At 40.3% G+C, this 19,395-nt stretch carries 12 protein-coding genes; 9 read left to right on the top strand and 3 right to left on the bottom strand.

Translation table 11 applies throughout. The features are described from left to right. The first annotated feature begins 14 nt into the window (after positions 1-14). The gene (locus HR060_RS08700) at positions 15-5,207 is read left to right on the top strand and encodes an ATP-binding protein (protein WP_174199910.1); all 5,193 of its coding nucleotides are present in this window, start codon (positions 15-17) and stop codon (positions 5,205-5,207) included. A 46-nt stretch (positions 5,208-5,253) separates the two neighbouring features. Here the strand turns inward: HR060_RS08700 and HR060_RS08695 are convergent, their stop codons facing one another. Further along, positions 5,254-6,300, bottom strand: a complete 1,047-nt coding sequence (locus HR060_RS08695; protein WP_174199909.1) for a DcaP family trimeric outer membrane transporter — start codon at positions 6,298-6,300, stop codon at positions 5,254-5,256. A 351-nt stretch (positions 6,301-6,651) separates the two neighbouring features. Here HR060_RS08695 and HR060_RS08690 point away from each other — a divergent pair, with 351 nt between their 5' ends. Further along, on the top strand, positions 6,652-7,299 hold the full coding sequence (locus HR060_RS08690; protein ID WP_174199908.1) for a response regulator transcription factor: 648 nt from the start codon (positions 6,652-6,654) through the stop codon (positions 7,297-7,299). Between the two features lie 37 nt (positions 7,300-7,336). Here the strand turns inward: HR060_RS08690 and HR060_RS08685 are convergent, their stop codons facing one another. After that, a complete protein-coding gene (locus tag HR060_RS08685) occupies positions 7,337-10,780 on the bottom strand; it encodes a hybrid sensor histidine kinase/response regulator (RefSeq protein ID WP_174199930.1) in 3,444 nt (1,147 codons plus the stop codon). A gap of 278 nt (positions 10,781-11,058) precedes the next feature. On the opposite strand from HR060_RS08685, the gene HR060_RS08680 reads away from it, so the two are divergent. From HR060_RS08680 to HR060_RS08665, 4 genes are all read left to right on the top strand, one after another. Next, complete coding sequence (locus tag HR060_RS08680; protein ID WP_174199907.1) at positions 11,059-11,325, top strand: DUF4212 domain-containing protein; 267 nt, start codon at positions 11,059-11,061, stop codon at positions 11,323-11,325. A 4-nt stretch (positions 11,326-11,329) separates the two neighbouring features. After that, positions 11,330-13,033 (top strand): sodium:solute symporter family protein, encoded by a 1,704-nt coding sequence (locus HR060_RS08675; RefSeq protein WP_174199906.1) that lies wholly within the window; start codon positions 11,330-11,332, stop codon positions 13,031-13,033. Between the two features lie 106 nt (positions 13,034-13,139). Next, complete coding sequence (locus HR060_RS08670; RefSeq protein WP_174199905.1) at positions 13,140-14,978, top strand: DUF294 nucleotidyltransferase-like domain-containing protein; 1,839 nt, start codon at positions 13,140-13,142, stop codon at positions 14,976-14,978. Then, entirely contained in the window at positions 14,979-15,623 is a 645-nt protein-coding gene (locus tag HR060_RS08665) for a 3'-5' exonuclease (RefSeq protein ID WP_174199904.1), read from the top strand. A gap of 20 nt (positions 15,624-15,643) precedes the next feature. Here HR060_RS08665 and HR060_RS08660 read toward each other — a convergent pair whose 3' ends face one another. After that, positions 15,644-17,467 (bottom strand): GGDEF domain-containing protein, encoded by a 1,824-nt coding sequence (locus HR060_RS08660; RefSeq protein WP_174199903.1) that lies wholly within the window; start codon positions 17,465-17,467, stop codon positions 15,644-15,646. Positions 17,468-17,602: 135 nt separating this feature from the next. On the opposite strand from HR060_RS08660, the gene HR060_RS08655 reads away from it, so the two are divergent. The 3 genes from HR060_RS08655 to HR060_RS08645 all read left to right on the top strand — a co-directional run bounded on the left by HR060_RS08655 (position 17,603) and on the right by HR060_RS08645 (position 19,261). Further along, positions 17,603-17,797, top strand: coding sequence for a DUF1289 domain-containing protein (locus tag HR060_RS08655; RefSeq protein WP_174199902.1), 195 nt, complete (start codon positions 17,603-17,605; stop codon positions 17,795-17,797). Positions 17,798-17,850: 53 nt separating this feature from the next. Beyond that, entirely contained in the window at positions 17,851-18,729 is an 879-nt protein-coding gene (locus tag HR060_RS08650) for a phosphoribulokinase (protein ID WP_174199901.1), read from the top strand. 139 nt (positions 18,730-18,868) lie between these two features. Then, on the top strand, positions 18,869-19,261 hold the full coding sequence (locus HR060_RS08645; protein ID WP_174199900.1) for a MaoP family protein: 393 nt from the start codon (positions 18,869-18,871) through the stop codon (positions 19,259-19,261). The last annotated feature ends 134 nt before the right edge of the window (positions 19,262-19,395 follow it).

Genomic DNA, 19,395 nt, shown 5'->3' with positions numbered 1-19,395 from the left:
TCGGATAGTGCTTAATGAATGTTGTTGTAACAACAAATCGCGCCTGCTTCATCTTTTTACTGTTTTTTTTACTTCTCTTTTCCCATTCAAGTTGGGGCAATAAGCCTTTATCCGACGAACTCTATCAATGGACAGCTCAAAACCCAGTGATAACAGTCGGGTCTGATCATGCTTTTCCGCCATACGATTACAACGATGAAAATGGCTTCCCGACAGGGTTTGGTTATGACGTATTGCAAGAATTAAATGGCGTTTTACCATTTAAGCTAGAAGCTAAAAGGCAGGCCTCACTCTCTTACTTACTCAATGACATGCAGGCAGGCTTGTTGAATACGGTAAACATTTGTTCCCCCTCTGAAGCGAGAAGCAAACACATGTTATTTTCCGATACTATTGTCAGCTTCACTTCTATTTTAATTGCTCATCAAAGTGTGCCCGATATAAACAGCCTTGAGAACTTACCTGACAATATCACAGGAGGAGTGGTGCCTGGTTATATTGAATATGAATTTATGAAAGACCTTGTCGGTAAGAAAAACTTAGTTCATCTCGAATCTGTGGAGCAGGGCTATGAGAAAATTGAAAAGGGTGAGATTGATGTTTTCCTTACCTTTTTAGGCGTCAGTAATTATTTAAAGCAGACGAAAGGCTATCAAAACTACAAACATTTTGAGCTAGGTGGCTTACCGGTTATTCAAGCCGGTTTTTGTATTAATAAGGACCTCCCTGAGTTAAAAGCTTGGTTAGACTGGGGGCTTAACGAAGTGGGTTCTGAAACGTTAGTCAATCTTCAATATAAATGGGCGCATAGGAAAGTCACTGAGGACGATGTTGAGCAAGGCATTGATAATCGTTACCTATTTGTATTTATCAGTATCAGCTTTTTTGCCTTGGTTTATTTGTTAATTCGCTATGTCGGTGTTGATGATTTGGCTAAAAAATTCGGCACGACTGCTTTTAAATTTACCTACAGCTTAGTGTTATTAAGCTTAGTGCTGGCTGGTTTTTTGTTTATTCAATATTGGTTAAACGGTTTTGAAAAAAGCTTGGTTACTCAGCAAAAAGCAAACTTAACCCTGAATCAAAATAATGTCGATACTAAGTTAAATGAATGGTACCAAGAGCAAATCGATAGAATAAAGCCGATGGTTTTTAGTGATGACTTTGAACAGCTGATTGCCCAAATTATCGACCAGTATACCGATGATAGCGTGCGAAAAGAGCTAGATGAAAAGCTAGAGAATATCCTCAATGCTAAAGGTTTTCCCTCATATTACTTGATTGCAGTTAATGGCCAGAGTCTATCTAGCAGTTGGGCTTTTGCAAACGAGCAGCTAAATCGCATTGTTGAAGCTAAACCAGAAACGTTTCAGGCTGTTTTACGTGGCACTGATCAGTTTATATCGCCTTTGTGGCTTGAAATGGATTCAAACGAATCCGAAGCGGCGCGAGCCGGTATTTTTATCATGCATCCGATTTATCAAGACAATAAAGTGATTGCGGTGCTTGCCATTTACTTTGACCCTATGGGCAATTTTAGTCGGATTTTGACTTCCGCCTCAACTGGGCATACTGGGGAGACTTATGCGGTTGATAGTGAAGGGCTGATGGTTTCTGCCAGTCGTTTTGCCAATGAATTAATTGAGCTTGGTATGATTGCTCAGGGGCAAAGCAGTGTATTGAATATCGAAATGCCAAAAACGAAAACGGATGAGCTAGGGGTGCTCGATTCTGCCGAGTTTGGTGTTGATAGTGAAGGTTTTGTTGAATATACCAACTATCGCGATAAACCTGTATTGGCGACATGGCGCTGGCTGGCTAACTTCCAATTACTGATCGTGTCTGAAATACCGCTTTCCGAGGTGATGAACCCTCACCAAAAAGCCGAACAAATTATGTCGTGGATGTTACTCATCGTTGCCTGTGTATTAACGGCAATATCCGGCTTTTTGATGCTCATCAGTCAAAGAGCGCATGCTATTTTAGTTCGCTCGCAAGATGAACTGACGAGTTTAGTTGATGCTAAAACGACCGAGTTAAAGGACTCAGAGACCCGCAATCGATTAATTCTTGCTTCTGTTGGTGAAGGTTTATTTGGTTTGAATGTCAAAGGTGAGTGTATTTTTATTAATGATGCCGCTTGCCAGTTACTGCAATTAAACAAAGAAGATACCATTGATACGGATTTACTGGCTTTAATTTGTAATAGACCTGAGCAAATTACCAAAATGATGTCAGTGCTGGACTCTGCTGAGGGGTATAACAACCCAAATGCCAAGTTCAAGTCAGCCGATGAACAATTGTTTGATGTCGAATATAACGTTAGCCCCATTATTGATGATGACGAAAACGTCGATGGTTTGGTGGTGGCATTTCGCGATATCTCGCGTCGCCTAAAAGACGAGATCAGAATCAGAGAAAGTGAAGATCGCCTCGATACCGCATCGGATGGTGCAAAAGTGGGTATTTGGGAATACAACCGGCAAACTGATGCAGTGATTGCCAATCAAACTTTTTTCTCTTTGTTTCAAGGTGAATTAATACAGTCAAGCGATACCAAGTGGTCTCATATCGAAGGTGGTCACAGCGCATTTTTGGCCCTCATTCACCCCGAAGATAACGCGGATAACTCGGATATTAATCCAGACGATCTGACTTTTAGCGTGTTCAAACGTTATTTAATTCATGGGCAATACCGTTGGATGAATACAGTTGGTCGTGTACTGGAATTAGATGAAAATGGAAAGCCGCTTATCTCTGCTGGTGTGGTGATTGATGTCGATGACATCAAAAAACTGGAATCAGAACTCGCTGAATCAAAAGAAGTTGCGGAGCAAGCCAATCAGGCTAAATCGAGCTTCTTAGCTAATATGTCCCATGAAATTAGGACCCCGATGAATGCCATAATTGGTATGTCTAACTTGGCGTTAAAACAAAAGCTCTCCAGTAAAGTCAGAAACTATGTGACTAAGGTCAATTTTGCCGCTGAATCTTTACTCGGTATTATTAACGATATTTTAGACTTTTCTAAAATTGAGGCTAACAAGCTGACCATTGAACATGTCGCTTTTAATCTGAGTGATTTATTGAATAACTTAGGGAATGTAACTGGGCTTAAAGCGAAAGAAAAAAAACTAGATGTTATTTTTGAAATCGATACTGATGTACCGCTTAATTTACTGGGTGATCCGCTGAGGATAAATCAAATTTTAGTCAATTTATCGGGAAATGCCGTAAGATTTACCGAACGAGGTCATATCGCAATTCGTGTCTCTGCTGAGCAAAGTTTAGATAAAGTTACTTTAACTTTTATTGTAGAAGATACTGGGATTGGTATCTCGCCTGCTCAACAAACCAAGTTATTCCAGTCGTTTAATCAAGCTGACTCTTCGACAACAAGAAAGTATGGCGGTACTGGACTAGGACTTGCGATCAGTAAACAATTAATTGAATTAATGGGTGGCAATATTCGGATTGAAAGTGACGAAGGCTTGGGGAGCCAATTCATTTTTAATATTGAATGTGGTGTGCAACTGCCAAGTAACTTTATCGATACCCCAGATATTTTTAAAGGCACGCGAGTACTGATTATTGATGATTATTGGCCTGCTCTTAAGCAAAAGCAGGCATTATTTGAGGCTTTATCGGCGAGTGTTTGTAGCGTTGACAAATTTGAATCTGTCACCCCCGATATCGGCTTTGATTACATATTTGTTGATTGGTCAGTACTGGTCAATTTAACACCCGAGCAAGTCAGTGCAGCCAAGGTAGTACTTAATAAAGTCGTTAAACAGGCCCGGTTTTTATTGGCGGGTACTTTTGATACCGAACATGCCGAGCTGATACAAAAGCAATTTGTTATTCCAAATGTCTTAAACAAAGCATGTCCAGCTCCGGTTGCCATTACTGAATTAGCAAAATATTTCAACTTATCTTCTGGTGCTGAAACTGACATGGCGCAACTTTCTGCATCTGATGAAGCCTTAGACAAAAAGCGTTTACAAGGCAGTTATGTGTTATTGGTAGAAGATAATGAGCTTAACCAGGAGTTGGCTATTGCGTTGTTAGAAGAGGCTGAGATCAATGTTCTGTTAGCTGAAGATGGCCAACAAGCCATAGATAAAGTTATTGAACAAACAGGTAAGTTTGCTGGTGTGTTAATGGATTTGCAAATGCCTATAAAAGATGGATTTACTGCGGCAAAGGAAATTCAAGCCATTTACCCTAATTTACCTATAGTGGCAATGACGGCTAATGCGATGGCAGAAGATATAGACAGAGTGTTAGCCTTTGGCATGAAAGGGCATATTGCAAAACCAATAAATGTCGCAGCCATGTTTAAAACCATGCTTGAGCACTTTAATTTACCTGAAGCTAATTCAGCGCAAACGGTTAATATTAGTCATGATAAACCTGTCAGTTCACCTGTAAATGTAATTCACAAAACCGATTCGCTTGAGCAAGAGCGTCCCTATACAGCACTAATTGATAGTGACAGCGCTCAAGATGCTACGTATCCAGAACCTTATCCCGAACCACATCCTCAACAAAGTACAGAATCACACAGGGCTGATGAACCTGAGAATTTATCAGAGCATCAGACTTATTTGCATTTGGATACAGAAGCAGGCTTAAGAGTTTGCAATGGTGATAATAAGCTTTATCAAAAATTACTCGATAAGTTTACCGCTAATCAAACTGACTTTATTAAGCAATATCAACAAGCAATCAAACTTGATATTGATAATGCGAAACGACTGGCGCACAGTTTAAAAGGTAATGCCGGAAATATTGGTGCTGAGGCACTATTTGAACTTGCCTTTGAATTAGAGCAGGCTAGCGCACGAGAAATTGAGCAAAGTATTAGAGATGGTATTACTGATAACCTCAATTCCGAACTAAAGTGTGTGCTCAGCGCGATAAGTGATTATTTATCTGAAGTGGTGACCAGTAAAGAATGTACTGAAACCAAATTAGTAACAAGTGATGATGAATTCGATAGTGATTTATTGATGCAGCATTTGGCTAAATTAACTGCGTTACTGCAAGCTTATGATAGTGCGAGTTCAAGTATGGCAGAGAAAATTAAGCCTTTATTAACAGAAGATGCGCAACTGTCGTTTAATGTAATCGAACAAGCCATTGATAACTTTGATTTTGATAGTGCGTCAAACGCTCTAAACCGATTTATTGAAAGTCAGAAATAAAAAAGCCCCATTAAATGGGGCCGAATAATCAATAATAAAGGGACGATTAAAGCGTGTATTTAGCAGATACTTGGAAGTAATTTGAATCGGCATCTTGGTCAGCCATCTCAAAGTTACCAAATTCAGCACCTACTGCTAGTGATTTAGTTAGGTTTTTAAATACGTTCACACCCCAGTGTGTTCTATCATAATCGGCTACATCTGTTTCAGTATTACCGTAGAAAAAAGTACTGCGAACATCTTCTGTCCAGAAGTGACGGTACGCTACCATGATAGATGTAGTTTCTTCAACTTCTTCACCGATTAAGTCTTTCGATGCAGTTACACCTACATAACGACCTACTTCACCTGCGTGTACTTGGAATTTAAAATCATCTTTACCCCAAGCGTTAATTTTACCCGCAATACCATAACCAATTGCCGTTTCTTCTTCACCGCCGAGTGTATTAAGTTGACGTGCTACACCTGAAACCGAGATATTACCCCAATCACCTTTAAAGTTATAACGTGCGATAAAGTCAGGCAAACCATCATTACCTGTTTCACCACCGTATGATTCTGGGTTTTCAATAGCAACTTGGAAACCGCCCATTGTGTAACGTACTTGGCCTTGGCGAATGAAGGCAATTGAGTTTAATGGGCCAGCAAAGTCAGCCGCTTCAGGGATGGCACTTGTATTGACGAAAGTCGACCAAGTTTGACCTGCTAATACATCTTTATATTTAACAAATGCGTGACGAAGTCTAGGGTTAGAGGAGTTAGAAATAATTTCATTACCACCACCTTTTACCGCATCACCAAAAAAGTCCATTTCAATAAAACCAACAACGTCATCATGGGTATATTTCATGTTGAAGCGCGACTCATTAACTGACATACCAAAGTTTGATTTGTCTTCTTCTAATACCGTACCACCACCGTACCAATAGTCTGTCGCTTTGATGTTGCCGTCTACATAACGGGCATCTGCTTTAATATAACCACCAAAGCTAATTTTATCTTTATCTGATAATTTGAATTCGTAAGCAGCATTAGCAGAGCCAGCTAAAGCTAATAAACCGCTCGCAAGTAAAATTTTATTTTTGTTAAACATAAAGGGCTCCATTTCTTAAGCTGCAAACTAGTGCAACTAAGTTAGTGATTGGTATGGTTATTTTTGTCCAGTATTCGTGACTACCCAAAGAGGTGCAATTAGGCTTTGGTCTATTCGACTAAAGTCGAATAGGGTGGTATAACATATGACCAAAGTAGAAAACGCTGGACAGTGTCATGTGAATCGACACTGTTTTATAAAGGTGAGCTTTATACCGTTTGTGACACTTTGGTTACAAATCTTAAGTGTTTCAAGATTTGTAAAACTGTTTGTTTTTCAATCGGTTGGCTGTTTTTGATTAACCTTTAAACAAATATTTGATATTAATCAACAGGTCAGGAAGAGCCTGAAATGACGAAATTTTTAATTGCAGATGATCATCCCCTTTTTCGTGAGGCACTCACAGGTGCATTGGAAAAAACGTTTGATGATTTAGCTATTCAAGAGTCTGAAAATTTAGAAAAGACTTTATCTTTGTTAGAACAAGATGATGACTTAGATTTAGTTTTACTTGATTTACATATGCCAGGGAGTGGTGACTTTTACGGTCTTATTCGGGTACGAGATTTGTATCCACAATTACCGGTTGCTGTCATCTCTGGCAGTGATGATGCTGAAATTGTGTCGAAAGTCATGGGATTTGGTGCACTTGGCTTTATTTCTAAAGCATCTTCTTCAAAGCAAATTGCCGAGGCTATTGAGCAAATTTTAGAAGGGGATACTTATGTGCCTGAGCACTTGATTGATCAAATAGAAAATTTATCTGAAGAAGACCAAGCACTTGCTAGTAAAATTAGCGAGCTGACGCCTCAGCAATATAAAGTACTGACTTTTGTTCATCAGGGATATTTAAACAAGCAAATTGCTTTTGAATTAAATATCTCAGAGGCAACGGTTAAAGCACATATGACGGCTATTTTTAGGAAGTTAGGAGTGACTAACAGAACGCAAGCCGTACTTATCGCTGAGAAGTTACAGCTCGAATCTGCGGCGCTATAACGCCGCAGTTATCTAAGAGTTAAGTATGCTCTGACTGTTAAAAAGTTTTAGCTTTTAACCAAGACTTTAATACTGCCGGTTTGACCGGCTTAGCAATATAAGTTACGCCCGTATCTTGTGCATCTTGTTTTAACCTCGGCTCTTTGACTGCTGAAACTAATGCTGCAGCAATCGGCTTATGCCAGTTTTCGCGAAGTTGCTCAATCAAGTCTAATCCTGTTACCGCTGACGGTGAAAGTTGATAATCGACAATCATAATGTCTGGAGCGTCATGGGTTTCACTATAATTCAAAGCTTCATCAACACTGTTGATGCAGTGCACTTGGCACTGCCACTTTTCCAATAAACTTGAAAGCGAATCCAAGTTAGATAAATCATCATCAATACACAAAATACGCAAGCCATTAAAGGCGTTGGTATCAGCCTTGGCTGGTTTATTGCGTTTGGTGACTTTGCCTTTTTCACCTAAAGGCACGGTAACACCAAAACAAGAGCCTTTGCCTGAGCGAGAGGCAAATTTAATCGGACAGTTCAGTTGTTGACTCATTCGTTGCACCACATTGAGCCCGAGTCCGACCCCGGTAACCGAGCCTGTATGAACACGGTAAAACTCGTTGAAAATTTTCTCTTGTGCCTCAGCTGCGATACCTGGTCCGTTATCCCATACTTCAATGCGAATGGCTGGTTTGTGATTGAGCATTGCCGGCCTAATGCCCACTAATACACTACCTTGTTCGGTATATTTGACGGCATTAGATAAAAAGTTTTGTAAAATACGTCTAAGGTAAGTGGTATCACAATAGACAATACAATCTTGCCAATGCTGGGTGAATTTGAGCTGGTTGTGTTCAGCTAACGTCGCATATTCTGCGCAAAGGGGCTTTAATAAATCTGCTAAATGGAAATGTGTCAGGTTTGGCGTGAGCGCACCTTGTTCTAGCTTGGCTATTTCCAATAAGGTTGAGATCAGTTCCTCAGTCGCTTGTAAAGATAAATCGGTTTTTTCAAGCAAACTCTGCTGTTTTTCATCCAGTGAGTTGGCATCCATTGCCGACATATAAAGCCTGGCAGCATTTAACGGTTGCAAGATATCGTGACTAGCCAAAGCGAGAAAGCGCGTTTTAGATTGATTGGCTTGTTCTGCATCTAATTTAGCTTTTTTTAATTCAGAAGTGATGTCACTTATCTCAGCTTTTCTGTCTTCAACTTTTTTCTCTAGGTTGATATTGGCCGCTTCCAGGGCTTTTTGCGTTTCTATGTGGTTGGTGATGTCATTAAAACTCGTTACTAAGCCACCGTTAGGAAGAGGGTTACCTATCATTTCTATCACCCTACCATCACTGCGTTGTCTGATGTAATGGTGACGTTTAGCTTGTTGCATGTAGCGCAAGCGCTTTTCGACTAATTCGTTAATATCACCAAAGCCACATTCGCCACGTTCAGCATTAAATTTAATTAAACTAGCAATCGGCTGACCGACTTTGACCATGTCTTCTGGATAATCGAACATTTCTAGGTAACGTTTATTCCAAGCCACTAAGTTTAAGTCGGCATCAATTACACTTACCCCTTGGCTTAGTGATTCGATGGAACTAAACAAGATCTCCTGATTGGTTTTTAGCGCTTGCGTGGTGTCATCAAAAAAGTTAACGACCTCTTCAAGTTCGAGCTGCTTTCGAGACAGTACAACGTTAACCAACGAGCGGGCAGAAGATGAACCTAATACACCCGATAAAGCGCGTTCACAGTAACGAATAAAGCTGGCACTGGGTTTAGCTTGAATATCTAAAATTTCATGCTGTTTTTGCTCAAACTCAGCCAGTAAATCTTTGCTTCTTTGTTCTCCTAAAAACGTGGTTAATAAGTCTGCTAAATCTTGCACTTGTGCCCGAGTGCGTTCACCTCTATGAGGCTGATCTTCATTGGGTAAATTGGGCTCTACAAAGGCGGTGGCTTGAATGCGGTCAACTAAACGCTCTCTTGAGAACAGTGATAAGCCAATATAGCCAAGTAAATTAAACGTCAAGCTGATCAGTACACCTTGGGTAATAATACGCGTTGGGTTCGCTTCTTCATTAGCAAAAGCTAATGGCATTAATAAGAACATTAACCAGCTGATAAAGCCCAGTAGTAAACCGGCATAAACGCCGTAGGCATGACCCCGCTTCCAGTAAAGACCACCTATGATGGCCGGTAACAATTGAATGACTAATGAAAAGGCAATCAGGCCTATGCTGTGAAGAGCTGCTTGCCCTGTCCACAAGAAGTAGTAAGCAAAAGCCATTGATAGAATGACACCAATGGTGATACGGCGTAAGCGAATAATACTTTGGCTATCTGCATATTGTTGTCGGTTACGACGGTTTTGCTGTTTCAAAATAAACGGCATTAAAACTTCATTGGTGAGCATGGTACTCAATGTCAGTGTTGCGACGATAATCATTGCCGTTGCAGCAGATAAACCACCGACAAATACCAGCAGTGCGACCCAAGTTTGGTCCATCATCAGCGGTAGTTGCATGATGTAGGTATCTTGGTTGATATTCGAACCAGCAAAAAAAGTATTACCAGCCAAAGCAATTGGAATGATGGCTAATACTGTAAGTAACAAATAACCGGGGAAAAGCCAGCGAGCTGTTTTTAAGTGTTTTGGGTTTGGGTTATCGACTACTGTGACGTGAAATTGCCTAGGTAGGCACAAAAATGCGGCCGCAGCCATAAAGGTTTGCACAACAAAATCAAAGTTGAGCATGCTAGCAAATTGCCATTCGCTGTTATGGTTAAAGGTGGCTATTTGAGTACTGACTTGATCGTTTTGATTAATTAAAAAAAGCGCCAAGCCTGCGGCGACCAATAAACCTAATATCTTAAGAACAGATTCTAATGCAATCGCGAGCATTAAACCTGCGCGATATTCGGTTACATCTGCTTTTCTTGCACCGTATAAAATTGCGAACACACCTATGATACAGATAGCAATTAAGGCTTTGAAATTCGATAAGCTGAAATGCTCAGTTTCGACCGAAAATGCGGTAAAACTGGCATTGATCGCTTTTAATTGCAGCGCAATATAAGGAATAACGGCCATCGAAACTATGATGGTGACAATTAATGCAGTTTGGGGCCTTTTGCCATATCGAGCAGAGATAAAATCAGCAATTGAAGTGGTGTGTTGTTTTTTGCTGACCAGTACTAATTTTTGAATAACGGGGTAAGCTAAAACAAACAGTAACAGTGGGCCGAGCAGGATAGGGAAAAACTGCCAGCCACTTTGCGCCGCTGTACCCACAGCGCCGAAATAGGTCCAACTGGTACAGTAAATCCCAAGCGCTAGGCTGTATATTACTGGGTGGTGAGTAAGTGGTTTTTTGACAGCTTCAGGTTGAGCTAAGTATCTGGCTGATTGCTTATCACCCCATTGTGCAATAAAGAACATTATCGCGACATAGATCAGTGAGACAAATACTAACAGCAGGGTCATTTCCATTACTTCCACCTAAGCTTTTTCGTTTTTCTTCGTGCCGGTGAGGTTAGATAGCTTGGTGGCTATATCGCCTCACTAAGGACTCTAACACAATTTTATACCTGACCAACAAAGCTTTGTTACTGCCCAATTAACAGTAAATAAGCCTTTAAAAATACAATTACGACTAAGGTCGAATATTTTTCTTGCCATGCCCTTGCTAGTTTCTACCTTGCACTAAAAAGCAACGCATTGCGTTGAGTTTTGCTCAAATATAATAAAAAGGGGAGCTAGCGATGGCTTTTGAAAGTAAAGATAAAGCAACCGCTTACTGGCGTGAAAACATCAGTTTGTTATTGAAGTTGCTTACAGTTTGGTTTGTCGTCTCATTTGGTTGCGGCATATTATTGGTCGATGTACTGAATGAATTCCGTTTCTTCGGTTTTAAATTGGGCTTTTGGTTTGCACAGCAAGGTTCAATTTATGTCTTCGTTGCACTGATCTTTGTTTACGTTCAGCAAATGCTAAAACTTGACCGTAAATACAACGTAGAAGAGGAATAAGAATATGGATATTCAAACGCTTACCCTACTTATCGTCGGTGCTAGTTTCTTACTTTATATTGGTATCGCTATTTGGGCTCGAGCAGGCTCAACACAAGATTTCTATGTAGCAGGTGGTGGTGTACATCCTGTTGCAAACGGCATGGCAACTGCTGCAGATTGGATGTCTGCCGCATCATTTATTTCTATGGCTGGTCTTATTTCATTTATGGGTTATGACGGTGGTGTTTACTTAATGGGGTGGACTGGTGGTTATGTACTACTTGCACTTTGTTTAGCGCCATACTTGCGTAAATTTGGTAAGTTCACTGTACCTGATTTTGTTGGTGATCGTTATTACTCTCAACTTGCAAGAACGGTTGCGGTTGTTTGTGCTATTTTCGTATCCTTCACTTATGTAGCCGGTCAAATGCGCGGTGTTGGTGTGGTATTTAGTCGCTTCCTAGAAGTGGATATCACAACGGGCGTAATTATCGGTATGGGTGTAGTATTTTTCTATGCTGTATTAGGCGGTATGAAGGGTATTACCTATACTCAGGTTGCTCAATATTGCGTACTGATTTTCGCTTATATTGTACCTGCTGTTTTCATTTCGTTAATGATGACAGGCCACGTGTTCCCTCAACTTGGCTTCGGTGCAACAGTCACTGGGTCTGAAACCTACTTACTTGATAAACTCGATGGGCTTTCCACCGAACTCGGATTTAATGAATATACCAACGGCTCTAAGAGCATGGTTGACGTATTCTTTATCACTGCAGCATTAATGGTCGGTACTGCCGGTTTACCACATGTAATTGTTCGCTTTTTCACTGTACCTAAAGTACGTGATGCGCGTAAATCTGCTGGTTGGGCGTTATTGTTCATTGCTGTTTTATACACAACAGCACCGGCAATTGGTGCTTTTGCTCGTGTAAATATGATTGAAACAATCAATGGCCCAGAATCAACAGGTACCGCTTATGCTGAAGCTCCAAGTTGGATCACTAACTGGGAAAAAACAGGTTTAATTAAGTGGGAAGATAAAAACCAAGACGGCAAGATGTTCTACTCAGGTGATGAGCGCAATGAAATGAAAGTGGATCGCGATATTATCGTATTAGCGAACCCTGAAATTGCTAACTTACCAAACTGGGTTATTGCTCTGGTTGCCGCCGGTGGTGTTGCTGCTGCTTTATCAACATCGGCAGGTTTATTGTTGGTTATCTCAACATCGGTGTCGCACGATTTACTGAAACGAAACCTAATGCCTCAGATCACTGATAGGCAAGAGCTATTTTATGCACGACTTGCTGCAGCTGTAGCAATAGTCATTGCTGGTTATCTAGGGATTAATCCACCAGGGTTTGTTGCGCAGGTGGTCGCTTTTGCCTTCGGCTTAGCTGCGTCCTCTTTCTTCCCAGCCATTATTATGGGCATCTTCTCTAAGAAGATGAATAAGGAAGGGGCAATTGCTGGTATGTTAAGTGGTATTACGTTCACTGCGCTTTATATCATTTACTTCAAGTTTATTAACCCTGCGGCTAACGTACCTGAAAACTGGTTCTTCGGTATTTCACCTGAAGGTATTGGTACATTAGGTATGATCTTGAACTTTGTTGTAGCGATTGCCGTTAACAAAGCAACAGGTGATGCACCTGAAGAAGTTCAAGAAATGGTTGAGAGTATCCGTTTCCCTAAAGGTGCGGGTGGTGCACAAGCACACTAAACCATGGCAATAAAAAGTTAGACTAAACTGAATAGGCTCAAACTAACTCGTTAGACTGAGCCTTTTTTATTTATGTTCATATTTGATAAACGGATTTATTTTTATCATGTCGGCAATCAATCGTGATGTCCTACAATTTTTGGCGGCAAGCGCTCCTTTCCATCTTCTACCAGAGCGTTTACTCAATTTCACCGCGCGTCATTTAAAAATAACTTACCTCAGTCAGCAAAACCAAAAGCATTTAATGAGTGAACTCGATCATGGCTTGTGTCTGGTCAGAAAAGGTGTTTTTGATTTTTACAACGAGCAAGGTCTTTTTTTAGATAGATTAGAGCAGGGTGATTGCTTTGGTTACAGCCGTTTATTAACAGGCCAGGCAGAGCAAGAAACATTGAAAGTTGTACAAGATGGTTTAATTTATTTTTTACCCGCAGCCGATTTTGAATACCTCAGACATGAAAGCAGTGATTTTGAACATTTTTTTATTGCCGCAGTGAGCCATGATGCGTTAACGGTTTATAAGCGAAGTGAAAATGAAGATAGTTCTTTAGCTTCAGTTTTGTCGGTTGCCAATCCTAATCTCATTACTATTTCTCAGCACGAAAGTGTTTTACAAGCGTGTCAGAAAATGTCTCAAGCTGGTGTATCCAGTTTATTAGTCACCAATCAAAATCAAGCGCTAATTGGCATTATTACCGATCGCGATCTACGCAACCGGGTATTAGCAAAAGGGTTGGACAGCCAGGTGCTGGTTAACGAGGTGATGACCCGTGAACCACTAACTTTAGAAGCTGAAGCGAGAGTATTTGACGCTATTCAATTGATGACTCAACACAATATCCATCATTTACCAATAGTCAAAGCGGATAAAGCAGTTGCTATGCTGACCAATACTGACTTGGCTCGGTTACAGCGCAGTGAGCCGATTTTTTTCACCCAGCAACTCAATCAAGCAAAAGATCTAAATGCGCTGAGTGAATTAGCCAGAAGTATTCCTGAATATGTGTTTAAACTTAAAGCACAGATGGGAGATGTGACTTTGGTTAGCCATTTACTGGCTACCTTTTATGATGCTATTTGTAAGCGTTTAATTGATATTTTTCAGCAAGATAATGGTGAAGCGCCTGTTGCATTTGCTTGGCTATTATTTGGCTCACAAGCAAGAGAAGAGCAAACGCTGAGCTCTGATCAAGACAATGGTTTATTAATTGACGATGTCGCAACTGAGCAAGACAAAGGTTACTTCTTAGCGATGGCCGATTTTGTTTGTAATGGTCTTGCACAATGCGGTTTGGTGTTATGCCCTGGTAATGTAATGGCCAGTAACAGTGATTATTGTTTGACTTTGTCGCAGTGGACAGCGCAATTTAATCGATGGACAAAAACACCGACACCTGAATCGGTTCTTGCTTCTAATATCTTTTTTGATAATCGCCTAGCTTTTGGGGATAGCCATTTATATCAAGAGTTATTGGGTGATATTCGTGCATATGCTACTGATGGGCTTTTCTTAGCTCAGATGGCAAAAAATACTGTCAATATTGCCTTACCACTAGGGCTCTTTAATCAGTTTCAATTTGAGCGACAAGGGCTCAGTTACATCAACATTAAAAAACAAGGCCTTGCTATTGTTAATGATATTGCTCGGATTTATGCGCTAAAAGCCCACTTATCGGTTAGCAGCACTTATCAAAGGTTGTCTGCGTTAGCATCTGATCAAAGTAATTTACTCAGTGCTGAAGATGCAAAGTCGTTAATGAGTGCCTGGCAGTTGTTTATGGGGTTGAGGCTAATGTCTGATCCCAGACTAGATGAAGTGCCTAAAAACTGTATTTGCCCACACAGCTTAGATGCGTTAACTCAACAGCAACTAAAATGGGCTTTTAAAGTAATTCGCAATGCGCAAGAGGCTATCGCACTTAAATTTTCTCGCGGGGTGATGTAATTGTTTGATTTTATTTTTAAACAATTAAATCGCCTGTATAAAAATGAAGCGATAAGTGGAGAGTTAAGGAATGACTGGCGTGCATATCAGTACTTAGTTGTTGATCTTGAAATGACGGCTTTAGAGATCGATAAAGGAAAGGTTATTTCTGTCGCCTGGATGATTATTGAGCCTCCTTTTATTCAGCTAAGTAAAGCTGAACATTTCCATATTAAAGGTGACATAGAGCTGAATCAAACCAGTACTATTCACGGGGTAGTGCAAGCTGATCTCGCTGATGGTGAATCACTTTTAGTGATTATGGAGAAACTCAAAGCAATTGCTGAAGATAGGATCCTAGTATTTCATCATGCAAATTTAGATATGGCTTTCATTGAGCAAAGTATGGCTCAGGCGAATGTTAATTTTCAGCCTAAGTTAGTGTTAGATACCATGCAGTTTGAATACGCTAGGTACAGCCGGTTAGGCCAAATTCCAACCGGACTAGATTTAGCCACAAGTTGCAAGCGATACAACCTAGCGGAGCATACAGAGCATAATGCGCTGAATGACGTGATGGCTACGGCTGAGCTATTCCTTGCTCAAATCGCCAGTGCTTTTGCATCGGATAAAGTCAGCTTGGCCAAATTAAAAGGCTTTTTTTAGCTGACTTAGCTTTTTAATGACTAACTGGTTGCTAATGATAGCGCGCAATTCGCATTGGCTGGTTGAGTAAATTGTTCCACCACACGTTTACCTTCATCTAGGTTGGTTTGTTCACAGTGCAAGTAAATTGAACTGCCCAATCGCTTTTTAGCCTCTTTTTTGGCTTGGGTTGCAAGGCTTGCGACATCATGATGTGACTGACAGTTGGCAATACTTGCCCAAACAACGCCTGCCGATAAACTCAAAATAGGGAAGAAGTCTCTTTGGCCACTGCGGTTTGTTGCCCAATAACCACCGTCTTTGAGGTGCTGCGGATACAGCAGGTTTTTCACCTTCTCGTCAAAATCGGCCAGTAGTTTTAATAACATTTGATGCCAGTTTTCTTCCCGATAAATAATAACAAAATCATCACCACCAATATGGCCTATACTGGTCGATTTGCTAGGACAGTGTTGTTTGAGTAAATCGGCTACAAGCTGAATAGCTTGATCACCCTTACTGTAGCCATAAAGGTCATTAAAAGGTTTAAAGTTATCAAGGTCTAGATAAGCAAGATGGAAACCATGCCTTTGTCTTAATAGGCTATCGATTTCTTTATCTATCGGTACATTACCTGGCAGTAGCGTTAATGGGTTTGCATATTTTGCGTGTTGAATCTTAGTATCCGTAATGCGTTTTAGCAGCATTTTTACTGAACCTATACCTAAGTATTTATCGTTGTCTGATATCACAAAGTGAGCTCTGATATCTTCTCTTTGTGTTTCTGTGACCATTTTTGATAGATCATCTAACGAAACATCCTTATCTACTACGATAATGTCTTTACGCATTAAAGATTCTATTGGTTTGTTGTCATAGAGCGCGTGACCAAATGGCATGGCAAAGTGCTCCATCATATCTGCACGCAGAGCAACACCTACTGGCTTTTCACCATCTAAAACGGGGATGACATGTAAGGCTTTATTGTCGCGAAATAATGACATCACTTGTTGGGTCGTTAGGTTTTTTTGTACCGCTAAATTGCGCTCTAATAATTGAGCAACTGTCTCTTCGAGCAATGGTTTTTGAATATAACTCGTTTGGTTTGATTCTATCTGGATATTATCTGTTGAAGGTGTTTCACTGGGCATCGACATTAAATACCCTTGCACTTGAGTAATGTTGAGCTGTTGAACGAGGTGTAATTCGTGCTCTGTTTCTATACCTTCTGCAATAATTTCGGTTTGCGTATCTTCACCGATTTTTTGAAAAGAGCGCAAGAAGGCTTTTTTAACGGGATCATCAATACAGTTTTTAATGAAGAAACGGTCAATTTTGCAAAATTCAGGCTGTAAAATCGCCCATTGGATCAGACCTGAGTTTCCTGAGCCAAGGTCATCTATCGCAAATTGTACACCTAGGCTTCGGATCTCATCCATATGATATTTGAGTTGATTTAAATCTTTCGCCGGATTGACCTCTATTAATTCAATGACCAGTTGATGACCAGAAACTTGATAGCGTCTCAATAGGGTTTGCAGGTCATATTTATCGTGAAAGCATTTGATCAATGTACTTGGGCTAATGTTTACGAATATTTTACCCGGCAAATTTAATCGTGTTGCGTTAGCCAGTGCTCTTTCAACACACAAACACTCTAACTCCATTCTTTGATTTTGCTTGTGTGCAAAACCAAACAGCGTATCGGCAAATTCAAGTTCTGAACCATGGGGCCCGCGACTTAGTGCTTCATAACCTAAAATAGTATTGTGCTGGAGGTTATAGATTGGATGGAACAAGGTGCGAATAGACTTGCTACTAAGAATTTTGTTCAGTGTGAGCTCAAGAGAGCGTTGGTTAGCCATTGATTTACCTCGTAATACCTCTTCTTATATCAACGATTCCATTCGCACGTATGTTTTGGATGGTATGAGGCTTAAGTTAAAAAAATATGAAAATAAGTCGTATTAATTACAATCTGACTTTTATTCAGGTGTCAGATGAATAAACAAAAAGCGTGTGCGCAAAACCCTTGTGTGCGTAACTGTTGCTTGGATGATGAAGATGTTTGCATTGGGTGTGGTCGAACATTAGAACAAATTTGCCAATGGCAAAGTTACTCAAAAGATAAGCAAAAGGCGATATTCACTCAATTACAAAATAAGAAAAATGCCGGCAAGACTTCACAAAGCTAGTGATAAACCGCTAAAGTAAAGCTATTCAATCTATTAAGGTTTTATTGCTCTTTATGTCAACTAAGCATCCTATCATTGCTGTAACGGGTTCATCTGGTGCGGGTACATCAACGACGGTTACCGCATTACGCCACATATTTCGTAATTTAGGTATTAAAGCCGTCGGCATTGAAGGGGATAGTTATCACAGGTTTACCCGCCCTGAGATGGAAGTTGAAATCCGTAAAGCGCAAGAGCAAGGCCGCCATATTAGTTACTTTGGACCAGAAGCAAATGACTTTGGTCTGCTAGAAGAAACCTTTAAAAGTTATCACGAGACAGGTACAGGGAAATTTCGTAAGTACTTACATACCTTTGATCAAGCTGTCCCATATAATCAAATGCCAGGTACTTTTACGCCTTGGCAAGATTTACCCGCAGATTCAGACTTACTTTACTATGAAGGTTTACATGGCGGTGTAGTCACTGAAGAACACAACGCAGCGCAATACGTTGACCTGCTAATTGGTTTAGTACCGATCGTAAACCTTGAATGGATACAAAAAATCATTCGCGATACCTCTGATAGAGGGCATTCTCGTGAGGCGGTGATGGCCAGTATTGTTAGAAGTATGGATGATTATTTTAATCATATTACGCCGCAATTTAGCCGCACCCATATTAACTTTCAGCGCGTGCCTACTGTCGATACCTCAAACCCGTTTTCAGCTAAAGATATTCCATCTTTAGACGAGAGTTTTGTGGTCATTCGGTTTAGGGGAATAAAGAATGTTGATTTTCCTTACTATCTGCAAATGATTGATGGTGCCTTTATGTCTCGAATGAACACATTAGTTGTACCCGGCGGAAAAATGGGTTTTGCAATCGAACTTATCCTAACGCCTCTAATTGACGAGCTCATGGCTAAAAAGAACGAGCTCGTAAAAAAGTAACCTTTAATTTGAAAGTGCTAATACCGTCATAATTTATTAACAAAAAACATTTTGACAGTGAGCGAATCACAGGCTAAAAACTGCATTAACTAATCAATAAATTTTTGTTTGTAATACAGTAATTAGAGTGGAGTTTCGTATGGCTGCGCCTACCAAGAATAGTTTATTAGCACGGTTGTTTTCTGATTTTAAAAACTACCCGCAAGGTTTCCATCGCTCTGGAGACTTTTCCATCAAAGAAGCCGATGCATTAGAGAAATATGGCAACCTTCTCGATGCATTAGAAAAAGGCCAAATTCAGCCATCTGATGATGATGACTTACATTTTGTTTCTGTGTTGAGAAGCGAGTGTGAGCCGAGCCACATTGCTGCCAAAGCTTGGCTGAAATATATCAAGCGCATCAATCGACCGAAAATGGGCAGTATCTATGGCTCTAAAAAAATTGTTTCGGATGAAGTTGATGACTCTGCAGATGACATGGATAACAGTGATTTAGCTGATGTATCTGTCAATCCAGAAGTAGAAGAATAACCATTTATAGCACCAGCTAACGCTTCAACGCTTTTGGCTGGTGCATATCGTGATAGTTACTGCCATTTCGATTAATTTCTGATATATTCTCGCCCACTTTATAAAGGCTAAATATTTTGTTTAGTCCAATTAAA

The sequence above is a fragment of the Marinifaba aquimaris genome (genome assembly GCF_013328345.1).
In the GTDB taxonomy this organism is placed as follows: domain Bacteria; phylum Pseudomonadota; class Gammaproteobacteria; order Enterobacterales; family Alteromonadaceae; genus Marinifaba; species Marinifaba aquimaris.
Note: the sequence above shows the minus strand (reverse complement) of the source record. Positions and strands in the feature narration are given on the sequence as shown.